Source organism: Sporobacter termitidis DSM 10068, assembly GCF_900130065.1.
GTDB classification, from domain to species: domain Bacteria; phylum Bacillota; class Clostridia; order Oscillospirales; family Oscillospiraceae; genus Sporobacter; species Sporobacter termitidis.
In genome coordinates this window covers 621,656-635,722 of record NZ_FQXV01000001.1, presented here as the reverse complement: position 1 = coordinate 635,722, position 14,067 = coordinate 621,656, and the positions used below count along the sequence as shown (strand labels likewise).

Annotated in this window: 10 protein-coding genes; 4 read left to right on the top strand and 6 right to left on the bottom strand. The window is 57.4% G+C overall.

What is annotated here, in order from left to right; translation table 11 throughout:
* Positions 1 to 4: 4 nt before the first annotated feature.
* The 6 genes from BUB60_RS02975 to BUB60_RS02950 all read right to left on the bottom strand — a co-directional run bounded on the left by BUB60_RS02975 (position 5) and on the right by BUB60_RS02950 (position 4,753).
* Entirely contained in the window at positions 5 to 847 is an 843-nt protein-coding gene (locus BUB60_RS02975) for a CPBP family intramembrane glutamic endopeptidase (protein WP_073076124.1), read from the bottom strand.
* A 63-nt stretch (positions 848 to 910) separates the two neighbouring features.
* Positions 911 to 1,366, bottom strand: a complete 456-nt coding sequence (locus tag BUB60_RS02970; protein WP_200796591.1) for an HIT family protein — start codon at positions 1,364 to 1,366, stop codon at positions 911 to 913.
* A 7-nt stretch (positions 1,367 to 1,373) separates the two neighbouring features.
* Entirely contained in the window at positions 1,374 to 2,729 is a 1,356-nt protein-coding gene (locus BUB60_RS02965) for a B12-binding domain-containing radical SAM protein (protein WP_073076122.1), read from the bottom strand.
* Positions 2,730 to 2,786: 57 nt separating this feature from the next.
* Positions 2,787 to 3,755: a DUF4097 family beta strand repeat-containing protein gene (locus tag BUB60_RS02960; protein WP_073076121.1), complete on the bottom strand. Its 969-nt coding sequence runs from the start codon at positions 3,753 to 3,755 to the stop codon at positions 2,787 to 2,789.
* 10 nt (positions 3,756 to 3,765) lie between these two features.
* On the bottom strand, positions 3,766 to 4,416 hold the full coding sequence (locus BUB60_RS02955; protein ID WP_073076120.1) for a permease prefix domain 1-containing protein: 651 nt from the start codon (positions 4,414 to 4,416) through the stop codon (positions 3,766 to 3,768).
* A 1-nt stretch (position 4,417) separates the two neighbouring features.
* A complete protein-coding gene (locus tag BUB60_RS02950) occupies positions 4,418 to 4,753 on the bottom strand; it encodes a PadR family transcriptional regulator (protein WP_073076119.1) in 336 nt (111 codons plus the stop codon).
* A 468-nt stretch (positions 4,754 to 5,221) separates the two neighbouring features.
* Here BUB60_RS02950 and rpoB point away from each other — a divergent pair, with 468 nt between their 5' ends.
* The 4 genes from rpoB to rpsG all read left to right on the top strand — a co-directional run bounded on the left by rpoB (position 5,222) and on the right by rpsG (position 14,049).
* On the top strand, positions 5,222 to 8,989 hold the full coding sequence (gene rpoB / locus BUB60_RS02945) for a DNA-directed RNA polymerase subunit beta (RefSeq protein WP_073076118.1): 3,768 nt from the start codon (positions 5,222 to 5,224) through the stop codon (positions 8,987 to 8,989).
* On the top strand, positions 8,986 to 12,585 hold the full coding sequence (gene rpoC, locus BUB60_RS02940; RefSeq protein ID WP_073076117.1) for a DNA-directed RNA polymerase subunit beta': 3,600 nt from the start codon (positions 8,986 to 8,988) through the stop codon (positions 12,583 to 12,585). Before rpoB ends, rpoC begins: the two co-directional genes overlap by 4 nt.
* A 366-nt stretch (positions 12,586 to 12,951) precedes the next feature.
* A complete protein-coding gene (gene rpsL / locus BUB60_RS02935) occupies positions 12,952 to 13,389 on the top strand; it encodes a 30S ribosomal protein S12 (protein WP_073076116.1) in 438 nt (145 codons plus the stop codon).
* Positions 13,390 to 13,578: 189 nt separating this feature from the next.
* Positions 13,579 to 14,049 (top strand): 30S ribosomal protein S7, encoded by a 471-nt coding sequence (rpsG, locus tag BUB60_RS02930; RefSeq protein ID WP_200796590.1) that lies wholly within the window; start codon positions 13,579 to 13,581, stop codon positions 14,047 to 14,049.
* Positions 14,050 to 14,067 lie beyond the last annotated feature (18 nt).

Genomic DNA, 14,067 nt, shown 5'->3' with positions numbered 1-14,067 from the left:
GATATCATATAATTTTCCGTCGGCCGGCCTCCATGCCGGCTTTTTGTTTTTCGTTTTTATCAGCAAGTACCCATATGATGATTGCCGCGACAAGTGCAACACAGTAATAAACAATCATCCCGGTTTTGTTTGGGAATGTATCAAACAAAGCATTCCAGTCATATACAGCGCCTATAGCATTCATAAACGTGTGATACAGAACGCAGGCAAAGACGCTCTTTGTTGCTTTGTAGATAGCCGCCTCTACAAATGCCCAAACGATAATTGTCACTGCAAATCCAATAAGACTGTCGCCGTAATGATTGGAAGACGGCGCAATCCACAGCGGCAGATGCCATGTAAACCAAATTGCACTAACCGCTAAAGTGGCGATGAGAAACGGGAACTTCTTTTCCAATGAAGGCTGCAGGAAACCACGCCATCCGATTTCTTCCACGCCGCCACCTATTATCAGTACCGGTAAGGCTATGATAAAAAGATACCAGGGAGAACCCGTGCGTGTTCCGTAAAGTAGTGCCATACATAAAGCCGCGGCGCAAAATGCCGCCGTTATCAGAACTGTTTTAATGATATTTGAGGTATGTAAAATCAACTTGCAGAAGTCTTTCACAGAATGGATTTTTCCGTGCCGCCTCAAAACAATATAAGTTGCAATCATAGGGTTGGGCGTGGTAAATAATATGCCTATAATTGCGTAGATCACATAGCCTGCTGTCAGCGTTCCATTTTTAGCAAACGCTATGGAATATGGCTCAAGCATAAGGATTATGATCTCGCTCACACCCGATATTAACAGCACCCAGCCAAGGAACTCCCATATGGGGGCTTTTTCATCATCTTTCCACATATATATTCTCATCTTCCGCAGATTTTAATGAATCGGCTTGCCGGCCCTGCTCTCGTCTTTGTGCTATTCCGTCAGCTCCTTCAGTTTCTCTGCAAGCTTCGCTTTCAGCTCGGCGTGCTTTTCCGCGCTGAACTCGAATTCGGGGCTCGACCGGTATTCCGCGGGGTACATCCACACGGGCTGCCGGCGCAGGTCGTCCTCCTCCCAGTCGTAGCGGGGAATGATGTGCGCGTGCAGAAAGGCGTCCGTGTTGCCCAGAATCTCGTAGTTGATCCGGGCGGGCCGGCAGACCTCCATGATCGCGTCGCCGACGAGGCTCATTTCGCGGAGGAACAAAAGCCGGGGCACGGGGCCCAAATCGTTGAGGCTTTTGACCTTTGGGTACGCCAGCAGGATACAGTAGCCGGGCAGGAACTGTGTGTCGGCGAGGACGGCAAAGCCGCTTTTCATCCGGAGCAGGACCGTCGGATTTTCGCCCCGAAGGGCGGTGCCGAATCTGTCGTTTTTCCAGTCCATCATAATCGCCTCAAACGCCGCGGGCGGGGGAGGAGGCGTTTTGCCTGTAATTGTCCTCTATTATATTATGTAATCTCGTCAGCCTGTCCCGGGAATCCGCTTTTCCGGCCTTAAGGCTGTTTTTCATGCCGGCGTTGATCATCGTGAACAGCAGGGGCCTCTTGGCACTGGCGGGAAAGCGCTGAAGGATACTCCCAAGGCTGTAGTAGTTGTCCATGACATACTGATACCCCTCGTACAGGCGGTCGATCGTCATATGCTGAGGGAGATACGTCACGGTGCAGTGGTCGTAAAAATCCCAGTCCTCCGTGATGAGCCTGTTCTGGCTCTTGAACTTTTCAAAAATATCGGTGCCCGGATACGGCGTCAGGATGTTGAAGGTTGCGGACGGGATTTTTGTTTTATGCAGAAATTCAAGCGTCTCGTCAAAGACGGACTCGTCGTCGTCGTCAAAGCCGAAGACGAGGGACGCATGGAACAAAATGCCCCCCGCCATGATCCGTTTGATAGCGTCGATGGTATCGGCCTGGGTGCGCATGCTCTTGCTCATCCGCTTCATTTTCTGCTCTGACACGCTCTCCAGCCCGAAAAACAGCCCCCGGCATCCGCTTTCGTAAGCAAGCCTCAGCAGTTCCTCATTTTTTGAAAACGAAATGGAGGCCTGGCCGACCCATTCGATGTTCAGCTCCTTCAGCGCCGTGAAAAGCGCTTTGGCATACACCGGGTCGCCCACGATGTTGTCGTCCAGGAACATGAAGCGTTTTGAATTGGTATTGGCGATGTCCTGCAGCACCCTGTCCACGCCGACATGCCGGATTCTCTTGCCGAAGAATTTCCACACGCTGCAGAACTCGCACGAATACGGGCAGCCTCTGGAGGTGACGATGGGCTCCAGCTTGAGCGGCGAGGTATATTGGACCAGATCGCGCCGCGGCAGGGGGTAATCGTCCAGGTTCGCCATGGCGCCGCCGTGATAGAAAGCCTGGAGGCTGCCGTTTTCGATATCGTCGAGCACCTGCCGCCATACCGGCTCGGCTTCGCCGGTGATGACCGCGCTGCAGTGGAGCTTTGCCTCGGCGGGGAGGACGGTGGGGTGGATGCCGCCCAGGACGACCGTTTTCCCCCGCCGCATGAATTCTTCCGAGATTTTATACGAGCGTTTCGCCGTGGCCGTCATGCTGGTGATTGCCACAAGGTCGCACTCCATGCTGTAGTCGACGCTTTCCGCCTCTTCCTCGACAATCGTGACGTCGTGCTTTTCCGGCGTCAGCGCGGCGATATACAAAAGCGAAACCATCGGAAAGCGGATGATGTCCCGTGTCTTCCGGCCTTCGTCCCTGACCGGGGCGATTAAAACGATTTTCATGCAAAACTCCTTTTTAATGCGGCAGGGCAGTATGTAACTGCCCTGCACGTTCTTTCGTTACGCCGCCTTCAGCCGGATGTCGCCGCTGACGGAGGTGAACCTGTAATTTGCGTTGCCGCCCGTTCTGACGGAAATGTCGCTGTTGAACCTGCCGGAGGTCGTATCGTAGGACACCGTTACGCCGTCCCCGCCCGGGATGGCCAGTGTGATGCCGCCGGACGTTGTGCCGATGGTGACCTTGTCGGGATTCACGCCGCTTGTGACGCTGACTTCACCGGAGACGCTGGAGGCGTCGACAGACTTGAACGTACCGCCCAGCTGCTGGCTGCCGGAGGTGGTTTTTGTCTGCAGCGTGTCCGCGGTGACAGCGTCAAACTTCATTCTGCCGGAGACGGTGCTCGCGTACAGCTCCGACGCCGTCAGATTGGTGATGCTGACTTCCCCGGACCCAGAGTGGACATCCGCCGTATTCGCCTTGATGTTGGAGATCTCCGCGCTGCCGGAGGTCTCGTCGACCTCAAAGGACTTGACCTCAAAGTCGCTGACCTTCAATTCGGCGGACGTTGTGCCGATGCTCAGCAGGTTAAGTTTGTCCGCGAGCGATTCGGGGACGAGCAGTTCAAGCTTCTTGGTGATCATATTGATCGTCAGGCCGGGGGAGACGTACCTGACTTGAAGCTTCCCGCCGGACGTCTCATAGACCAGCTTTTCGTTGTCCTTCAGCTCGCGGCGTGCGTACTCCGTGAGCTTGATGCTGTCGCCGTCGTAGGGCGTGATCGTCACCGCGCCGGAGACCCAGTCCACATCGATGCTGTCGACGCCGTCGGCGGGCACCTGATAGCTGCCGGCCTCGTTAAAGGGGCCCGCCAGATTGTCGAATCCGCCGATACTGAAGGCGGGGGCGTTTATTTTAAAGCCGGTATTGATGCCGAAGAGGCTGCCTGTCAGAAGCCAGACGGCGAGGCCGAGGACGACGATAGCGACGACGATCCAGCAGATAACGGTGGCAAGTTTTGTTGTGCTCATAGTAAATCCCTCATTTCTTGAAAGCAAAGGCGGCGTTGATGATGGCCTGAATGGCAACGGTCACGAGGAAGATGATCCACGAAAGATGCCAGGCCCCCGTTGAAAAGCTGACGATGAAATAAATAGCGATGGTAATCGTCCAGAGCGCCGTGTGGATGGCGTTGCGGAGCGCCTTCTGTTCCTGGCTGCCGGTCTGCCACTGCTTGAACTCTTCCACCATGGTATCCTGCTTTACAAACTTGGGTTTCGTCATGCCGTTATAGATCAAAAGGCCGGTGGCCGCGGCGATGAGCAGAAACATCACGATCAGTCCCGGGAGCCATCCGCCCGAAAAAAGGACGCTGAGGACGATGATGGGGATAACGCTGATGATATAGAGCATGACGGCGATCGATGTGAACATCGCCGACCGCTGGCGTACGGATGTGAGCATCTCCGGCGACACTGTGCTCCTTTCCAGGTCCTTGAGCAGATCGCTCACGTCGCCGATACCGGCGATGGCGATGTTGTAAGCCGCTTCGGCCGTTTTGCCCTCGCTGATGAGATCGTTATATTTCTCCGTCAGATTCTGAATCATTTCTTCTTTCAGCTCGACGGATTTTCTCGACGGCGCCGTTCCGGCGAAAAGCTCGTCGACATAGGCGCGGATCTTTGCTTCCATATTACTTTTCCTCCCACTCAATGAGTTTGTCGATCAGTTCTTTTGCTGTTTTCCATTCTTTTTTGAGGCTCTGGTACGCCTCGCGGCCGATCTCCGTGATCCGGTAGTACCGGCGGCGCGCGCCTGTCGTTTCGTCGCCCCAGTAGGACTCGATGCAGCCGGCTTCCTCCAGCCGGCGGAAGGCGCTGTAGAGCGTGGCCTCCTTGAGCTCGTATCTGCCGTTTGTCTTTTGCTGTATGGCCTTGTTGATCTCATAGCCGTAGTTATCCGCGACCATCAGCCGGGCCAGGATGATCGTATCGGTGTGGCCGCGAATGAGATCAGATGCTATCGACATAGTATCCCTCCGATGCTAGGTATTTCAGATCTGTGCTTACAACCTAACACAACATACTTCGCCTGTCAAGGTATATTGAGAAAAAAGTTATGGTTGCTGTCGGGATATGTATATTATAAATATTACAGCAGCAGATAGAATATAAAACAGATTAAAATTTGGTTAAAAAAGGACACACCAAAGCCTCCCTCAAATGTGGGAGGCAAAAGAAAAGACAATCTGCACATAAAAAAAGCGGAGAAACGACAGTTTCTCCGCTGAAATTACACTTGACAATATTATTCAATTCAGTTAAAATTAATTGCTATGCATAAAAATGGACGAACCAGATACGAATACCTTTTTTAAGATTGTATCATAAACTCGCGTAAAATCAACATAACCTTTTGAAATAACTACAACATACCCGCGTGTGTCACGCCGGGCTCCGCCGATATACATTGACGAATAACTTAAGGAGTGAAGTTCATGCCGAAAGATGTGGCGTACGGCAAAACGGTCAGAAAGAGTTTTGCCAAGTCGGAAGAGATCATGGATATGCCGAACCTCCTGGAGGTTCAGAAGGATTCATACAAGTGGTTTCTGGAGACGGGACTCAGGGAAGTGTTTAAGGACGTTGCCGCGATCACCGATTACACAGGCAATCTTGAGCTCACCTTCATTGATTATAATATTGATGAAAAGCCGAAATATTCCGTGGAGGAGTGCAAGGCCCGGGACGCCACGTTCGCCGCGCCCTTAAAGGTCAGTGTGCGCCTGCGGAACAAGGAAACCGAGGAGATCAAGGAGCAGGAAATCTTTATGGGAGATTTCCCGCTCATGACCAATGCCGGCACCTTTATCATCAACGGCGCCGAGCGCGTCGTCGTGTCCCAGATCATCCGTTCGCCCAGCGTTTATTTCGAGAAGAAGACGGACGTCAAAACGGCGGTCACCGTGTACGCCACCACCGTTATCCCGTATAGGGGCGCCTGGCTGGAATACGAGACGGACGCGTCCGATAACTTCTATGTCCGCGTGGATAAAAACAGAAAGTTGCCGATCACCTGGCTTCTGCGCGCCATCGGGCGGCCCACGGCCGAGCCGTACACCTGGCTGTCCGTTGCAGGCGGCGAGGCCGGCGCGGAGACGAGCGAGCAGCTGAAGCTCATCTTCGGCGATGACGAGCGCATCAACGCCACCCTCGATAAGGACGCCTGCAGGACCCGCGAGGAGGCGCTCATCGAGCTCTACAAGCGCCTGCGCCCCGGCGACCCCCCGACGGTGGACAGCGCTGAGACACTTTTAACAAACCTCTTTTTTGACGCGCGGCGGTATGACATCTCCACCGTCGGGCGCTACAAGTTCAATAAAAAGTTGGCTCTCTGGCACCGCCTGAGCGGCCATACCCTATCCCGCCCGCTGGCGGACCCCATGACGGGCGAGATCATCGCCGAGGCCGGCGAGACGGTCACCCGCGACAGGGCCGAGGAGCTTGAATCCAAGGGCATCATCGAGGCCTGGGTCCAGGCCGACGGCAGGGAAGTCCGGGTTTTCTCCAACGGTATGGTGAAGCTCGACAATTTCGTCGGCTTTGACGTGGAGGCCGAGCTCGGCATCAAGGAGCGCGTGCGCTTCATCGTGCTGAAAAAGCTTTTGGAGGAGTACAGCGGCCAGGAGCTCAAGGACGCCATCCTGGAGCGCATTGACGACCTCATACCCAAGCACATCATTCCCGACGATATCATGGCCTCCGTCAACTATTTGAACTGCCTGGCCCACGGCATCGGCGACGCGGACGATATCGACCATCTGGGCAACCGCCGCATGCGCAGCGTCGGCGAGCTTTTGCAGAACCAGTTCCGCGTGGGCTTTTCGCGCATGGAGCGTGTCATCCGCGAGCGCATGACGCTGCAGGATCTGGATATCATCACCCCGCAGTCTCTCATCAACATCCGCCCCGTCACGGCGGCCATCAAGGAATTTTTCGGGTCGTCCCCGCTTTCTCAATTCATGGACCAGACGAACCCGCTGGCGGAGCTCACCCACAAGCGCCGTCTGTCGGCCCTGGGCCCCGGCGGCCTGTCCCGCGAGCGCGCCAGCTTCGACGTCCGAGACGTTCACTATAGCCACTACGGGCGCATGTGCCCCATCGAGACGCCTGAAGGTCCGAACATCGGCCTGATCTCGTATCTGGCGTCCTACGCCCGCGTCAACGAATACGGGTTTATCATCGCGCCGTTCCAGAAGATTGAGAAAAAGACCTTCCGCGTGATGGAGCAGATCGATTATCTGACGGCCGACATGGAGGACCAGTACATCGTCGCCCAGGCCACGGAGCCCCTCGACGAAAACGGCTGTCTTATAAACCAGCGTATCACCTGCCGCCACCGCGACGAAATCGTCGAGGTCGACCGCGACCGCGTGGACTATATCGACATCTCGCCGCGCATGATGGTCTCCATCGCCACGGCCATGATCCCCTTCCTGGAAAACGACGACGCCAACCGCGCCCTCATGGGCGCGAACATGCAGCGCCAGGCCGTTCCGCTGCTCACCACGGAGGCGCCGATCGTCGCCACCGGCATTGAGCACAAGTGCGCCGTGGACTCCACTGTCGTGGCGCTGGCCGAGGGCGACGGCGTCGTGGCCAGCGTGTCCGCCACGCGGGTCACCGTCCGCTACGACAGCGGCGAGGTCAAGGATTATTCCCTGACGAAGTTCTCCCGTTCCAACCAGGGCACCTGCATCAACCAGCGCCCCGTCGTCTCCGCCCGCGACCGCGTCAAGGCCGGCGATATCCTGGCCGACGGCCCGTCCACGAGCCAGGGCGAGATCGCGCTGGGCAAGAACATCCTGGTCGGCTTTATGACCTGGGAAGGCTACAACTACGAGGACGCTATCCTCATCAACGAGCGCCTGTCCATGGACGACGTGTTTACGTCCATTCATATCGAAGAGCACGAGATCGACGCCCGCGACACGAAGCTGGGGCCCGAGGAGATCACCCGGGATATTCCCGGCGTCGGTGAAGACTCTCTCCGTTATCTCGACGAGCGCGGCATCATCAGCGTGGGCGCCGAGGTTCACGCCGGCGACATTCTCGTGGGCAAGGTTACGCCCAAGGGCGAAACGGACCTGACCGCCGAGGAACGCCTTTTACGAGCGATCTTCGGCGAGAAGGCGCGCGAGGTCAGGGATACCTCATTAAAAGTTCCCCACGGCGAGAGCGGCATCGTCGTCGACGTCAAGGTGTTCACCCGTGAGAACGGCGACGAACTGAACCCCGGCGTCAACATGGTGGTCCGCTGCTATATCGCCCAGAAGAGAAAGATCAGCGTCGGCGACAAGATGGCCGGACGCCACGGCAACAAGGGCGTCGTGTCCCGCATCCTGCCGAAGGAGGATATGCCGTACCTGCCGGACGGCACGCCGCTGGATATCGTGCTCAATCCGCTGGGCGTCCCCTCCCGTATGAACATCGGCCAGGTCCTGGAGGTCCATCTGGGGTACGCGGCCAAAACGCTGGGCTGGAAGGTGGCCACCCCCATCTTCAACGGCGCCAACGAAAAGGAAATCCGTGACACGCTGGAGCTGGCCGGCCTCCGGCCCGACGGCAAGAGCGTCCTCTACGACGGACGCACCGGCGATCCCTTTGACAACCCGGTCACCGTCGGCTATGTCTACTTCTTAAAGCTCCATCATCTGGTTGACGATAAGATCCACGCCCGTTCCACGGGCCCGTACAGCCTCGTCACGCAGCAGCCGCTTGGCGGCAAGGCCCAGTTCGGCGGCCAGCGCTTCGGCGAAATGGAAGTCTGGGCGCTGGAGGCTTACGGCGCGGCGTACACCCTGCAGGAGATTTTAACGGTGAAATCGGACGACGTCACAGGGCGCGTGCGCACCTACGAGTCCATCGTCAAGGGCCACAATATCCCGAAGCCCGGCGTGCCGGAATCCTTCAAGGTCCTCGTCAAGGAGCTCCAGTCCCTCTGTCTCGACGTCCGCGTGCTCGACGAGCACGGCAACAAGATCGAGCTGCAGAGCGACGACGAGGAAGACGATATCCGCGACAACATGCGCGAGGGCGGCAGCACCTACCGCTCTGACGACAATGAAATCCTTTCCGGCGGCTACAGCATTGAAGACGTCGACCTCGAGGAGTCCGACGACCTCGCCGCCGACTTTGAGGAAGAAGAGGAATTTGAAGAAAACGACCTCTATGAGTTCCTGGATGAAGAGGAGGATAAACAATGAGCTGCGCACCTTTTGACGCGATCCAAATCGGCTTGGCGTCCCCCGAGATGATCAGAAGCTGGTCATACGGCGAGGTCAAGAAACCGGAGACGATAAACTACAGAACGCTCAAGCCCGAGAGGGACGGCCTCTTCTGCGAAAGGATTTTCGGGCCCACAAAGGACTGGGAGTGCCATTGCGGCAAATACAAGAAGATCCGCTACAAGGGCAAAATCTGCGACCGCTGCGGCGTCGAGGTCACAAAGTCCAACGTCAGGCGCGAGCGCATGGGCCATATCGAGCTGGCCGCGCCCGTCAGCCATATCTGGTATTTCAAGGGCATCCCGTCCCGCATGGGCCTGCTTTTGGACCTTACGCCGAGAATCCTTGAAAAGGTTTTGTATTTCGCGGCGTATATCGTCATCGATCCCGGCATGACGCCGCTGCATAAAAATCAGATTCTCACGGAAAAAGAATATCGTGAGATGCGCGAAAAGTACGAGGACGATTTCAGGGCCGGCATGGGCGCCGAGGCCATCCGCGATTTGCTGGCCGACATCGACTGCGAGAAGTTCTCCGAGCAGCTCCGCGTCGAGGCCCGGGAGGCTTCCGGCCAGAAGAAGGCGAAGCTTGTCAAGCGTCTGGAGGTCGTCGAGGCGTTCCGCCAGTCCGGCAACAATCCCACCTGGATGATCATCGACGTGCTGCCGGTCATCCCGCCGGAGATCCGCCCCATGGTCCAGCTGGACGGCGGCCGTTTCGCCACCTCCGACCTCAACGACCTGTACCGCCGCGTCATCAACAGAAACAACCGCCTCAAAAGGCTCATTCAATTAAACGCCCCGGATATCATCGTGCGCAATGAAAAGCGCATGCTGCAGGAGGCGGTGGACGCCCTCATCGACAACGGCCGCCGCGGCCGGGCCGTCACCGGCGCCAATTCACGCGCGCTCAAATCCCTGTCCGACATGCTCAAGGGCAAGCAGGGCCGCTTCCGTCAGAACCTCCTGGGCAAGCGCGTGGACTATTCCGGCCGTTCCGTTATCGTCGTGGGCCCCGAGCTGAAGCTCTACCAGTGCGGCGTGCCGAAGGAAATGGCCATCGAGCTCTTCCGCCCCTTCGTCATGAAAAAGCTCGTGGAGGACGGCGTGTCCAACAACATCAAATCGGCCAAAAAGATGGTCGACAAGGGCCTCACCGAGGTGTGGGACGCCCTGGAGGTCGTCATCAGGGAGCATCCCGTGCTCTTGAACCGTGCCCCCACGCTGCACCGCCTGGGCATCCAGGCCTTTGAGCCGATCCTCGTCGAGGGCCGCGCCTTAAAGCTTCATCCACTGGTCTGCACCGCCTATAACGCCGACTTTGACGGCGACCAGATGGCCATCCACGTGCCGCTGTCCGCCGAAGCGCAGGCGGAAGCCCGCGTCCTCATGCTGTCGGCCAACAACCTCCTGCACCCGAAGGACGGCCAGCCCGTCACGGTCCCGACGCAGGACATGATCCTCGGCTCCTACTATCTCACCTTCATCCGCCAGGACGAACCGGGCGCCGGGAAGGCTTTCTCCACGCCCAACGAGGCCCTGATGGCCTACCAAAACGGCGACGTGGGCATCCACGCCCCCATCAAGGTCCGCGTCACGAAGACCTTTGACGGTATGCCCCAGAGAAAACTGATCGAGACCACGGTGGGCCGCATCATCTTTAACGAGCCCATCCCGCAGGACCTGGGCTTTGTGGACAGGACGGACCCCGAGCACAAGTTTGATTACGAGATCGGTTTCCAGACCGGCAAAAAGCAGCTGGAGAAGATCATCAAAAAGGCCATCGCCAAGCACGGGTTCACCCTGTCGGCCGAGCTTCTCGACAACATCAAGGCCCTGGGCTTCAAATACTCCACCCGCGGCGCCATCACCATTTCCATCTCCGACATGACCGTGCCGGAGACGAAGAGGACGCTGATCCGCGAGACGGAAAAAAAGGTCGTCTCCATCGAGCAGCAGTTCAAGCGCGGCTTCATCACCGACGACGAACGGTACCGCCTCGTCGTCAAGGAGTGGGAGACCACAACGAAAAACGTGACCAACGCCCTGCAGGACGCGCTGGACGAGTTCAACCCCATCTTCATGATGGCCAACTCCGGCGCCCGCGGCAGTATGAACCAGATCCGTCAGCTGGCCGGCATGCGCGGCCTTATGGCCAACACCGCCGGTAAGACGATCGAAATCCCGATCAAGGCAAACTTCCGCGAAGGCCTCACCGTTCTCGAATACTTCACCTCCTCCAGAGGCGCCCGTAAGGGCTTGGCCGATACGGCGCTCCGTACGGCCGACTCCGGTTACCTGACGCGCCGCCTTGTCGACGTCTCCCAGGACGTCATCATCCGCGAGCACGACTGCGGCACTCACGACGGCATCGTCGTGGCGGAGCCGGAGGATACGAGCAGCGGGGCCCAGAGCCTTGCCGACGCCATCCACGGCCGCTTCCCGTCGGACGACATTACCGATCCGGCCACCGGAGAAATCCTCTTCACCCGGGAGCACATGTTCATGTCCGCCGACGCCGCGACGCTGGATGCCCACGGCATCCGCGAGGTCAAGATACGCACCGTTCTCGACTGCGAGGCGCCCAGCGGCGTTTGCTCTAAATGCTACGGCATCAACCTGGCCACCGGCGATCCGGTCAGCATCGGCGAGGCCGTCGGCGTCATTGCCGCACAGTCCATCGGCGAGCCCGGCACGCAGCTCACCATGCGGACGTTCCACACAGGCGGCGTCGCCGGCGACGATATCACCCAGGGTCTGCCCCGCGTCGAGGAGCTGTTCGAGGCCCGCAAGCCGAAGAAAATGTCCATGCTGGCCGAAATCAGCGGCACTGTGGAAGTCGAGGAGACGAGGAAGAACGCCATCGTCGCCATCAATATTACAAATCCGGAGGACGGCGAGGTCAAGGTCTACCAGGCCCCGTACTCGGCCGGCATCCGTGTCAAGTCCGGCGACACCATACAGAAGGGCGATATGCTGACGGACGGCGCCTTGAACCCCCATGACGTCATGCGCATCCGCGGCAAGGCCGCCGCACAGACGTACCTCATCCAGGAGGTCCAGAAGGTTTACCGCCAGCAGGGCGTTGAAATCAACGACAAGCACATCGAGGTCATCGTCCGCCAGATGCTCCGCAAGGTCCGCATCGAGGAGGGGGGCGACACGGAGCTTCTCGCCGGCACAACCGTCGATATCCTGGAGGTCAAGCGCGCCAACCGTGAGATCGACGACAGGATCGCGGCAGGGGAGACGGAGCTCCGCAAGGCCACCGCCGTCCAGCTCCTCATGGGCATCACGAAGGCATCGCTGGCAACGGAATCCTTCCTGTCGGCCGCCTCCTTCCAGGAGACGACCAAGGTTTTGACCGAGGCCGCCATCAAGGGCAAGGTCGACCATCTGGTGGGCCTGAAGGAAAACGTCATCATCGGCAAGCTCGTCCCGGCCGGCAGCGGCCTGTCCCTCTACAGAAAGTTCGAGCAGAATCCCCGCAGCGACGTCTCCTGGGATACCGACGAGGAGGAAGAGGTAGAAGACCTCGACCTGTCGGTGCTCTTGAACTCCGGCAACGCATTATAATACCCACCCGCCCGCCCAATAGAGTTATAGGGGGCTGGCGCCCCCTATAACCCTTTTTATGGGGCTTCGCCCCATGCCCTCCTCGGGGCTTCGCCCCGGACCCCGGTTCGGGCGCTTCGTGAAGCGCCCCTGCAAGAGGCCGCTATGGTTGCAACCACACGATACCTCACGCCGGGCCCAGGGTAAAGTTTCCGCTTGCACGGCGCCGCTTTGGTTATATCCGCGTAAAATATGTTGACGCGGGGCGGGTTTTGTGTTATCGTATTAGCCTGTGTGATATTGCACGATTCTGTGCATCCGATTTTTACGAAATGCCTAAAAAACGTTTCGATAAAAATAAAATAACGTTCAGAAAGGAGGAACATAATGCCAACATTCAATCAGCTTGTCAGAAAGGGCAGAGAGACCCAGACGTACAAATCCACCTCTCCGGCGATGCAGAAGGGTCTTAACACCCTGAAGAACAAGGAGACGGATCTGTCATCCCCCCAGAAGCGCGGTGTTTGCACGGCGGTCAGAACTTCGACGCCGAAAAAGCCGAACTCCGCACTCCGGAAGATCGCTCGTGTCCGTCTCACAAACGGCTATGAGGTTACCGCGTATATCCCCGGTATCGGCCACAATCTGCAGGAGCACTCCGTCGTCATGATTCGCGGCGGCCGTGTCAAGGACCTGCCTGGTGTCCGTTATCACATCATCCGCGGCACACTCGATACCCAAGGCGTGGCCAAGCGCATGCAGGCCCGCTCCAAGTACGGCGCCAAAAAGCCGAAGGCTGGCAAGGGTACGGCAACCAAAAAGTAAAAAGTGAAGCTGACAACGCTTTGTGCGTGAGGCTGAACGCCTTGCCATGAAGGTATATATACATTATAAAATATGTGGGTTCCCGTCTGGCGGGAATGACAGATGTATGTTGCCTCAGCGGCAGGCACCCACCGGGTCAACTTTCCCGGAGTACCGATGACATCATTTTATATGAAGGAGGGAAGTATTGTGCCCAGAAGAGGTAACGTACCGAAGAGAGAAGTCTTGCCTGATCCTCTATACAATTCAGTACTCGTCACGAGACTGATCAACAGCATTATGCTGGACGGCAAGAAAGGCGTAGCTCAAAAAGTCGTTTACGGCGCTTTTGACATCATCGGAGAGAAGACAGGAAAAGCCCCGCTTGAAGTCTTCACGGCGGCTATCGAGAACATCATGCCGTCCCTGGAGGTCAAGGCCCGCCGTGTCGGCGGCGCCACCTATCAGGTACCGATCGAGGTCAGGCCCGACAGACGTCAGACGCTTGGTCTGCGCTGGCTGACGAGCTACTCAAGAGCACGCAACGAAAAAACAATGAAAGAACGTCTCGCAGGCGAAATCATGGATGCCGCCAACAGTCTCGGCAGCGCCGTGAAAAAACGTGAAGATACCCATAGAATGGCTGAATCGAACAGAGCCTTTGCACACTACCGCTGGTAATCGCAATGGTCTTTTTCG

Bases quoted from the DNA above. Each gene is read 5' to 3' on its own strand.
- BUB60_RS02975 (WP_073076124.1), bottom strand. From the start codon at position 847: ATGTGGAAAGATGATGAAAAAGCCCCCATATGGGAGTTCCTTGGCTGG.
- BUB60_RS02970 (WP_200796591.1), bottom strand. From the start codon at position 1,366: ATGATGGACTGGAAAAACGACAGATTCGGCACCGCCCTTCGGGGCGAA.
- BUB60_RS02965 (WP_073076122.1), bottom strand. From the start codon at position 2,729: ATGAAAATCGTTTTAATCGCCCCGGTCAGGGACGAAGGCCGGAAGACA.
- BUB60_RS02960 (WP_073076121.1), bottom strand. From the start codon at position 3,755: ATGAGCACAACAAAACTTGCCACCGTTATCTGCTGGATCGTCGTCGCT.
- BUB60_RS02955 (WP_073076120.1), bottom strand. From the start codon at position 4,416: ATGGAAGCAAAGATCCGCGCCTATGTCGACGAGCTTTTCGCCGGAACG.
- BUB60_RS02950 (WP_073076119.1), bottom strand. From the start codon at position 4,753: ATGTCGATAGCATCTGATCTCATTCGCGGCCACACCGATACGATCATC.
- rpoB (WP_073076118.1), top strand. From the start codon at position 5,222: ATGCCGAAAGATGTGGCGTACGGCAAAACGGTCAGAAAGAGTTTTGCC.
- rpoC (WP_073076117.1), top strand. From the start codon at position 8,986: ATGAGCTGCGCACCTTTTGACGCGATCCAAATCGGCTTGGCGTCCCCC.
- rpsL (WP_073076116.1), top strand. From the start codon at position 12,952: ATGCCAACATTCAATCAGCTTGTCAGAAAGGGCAGAGAGACCCAGACG.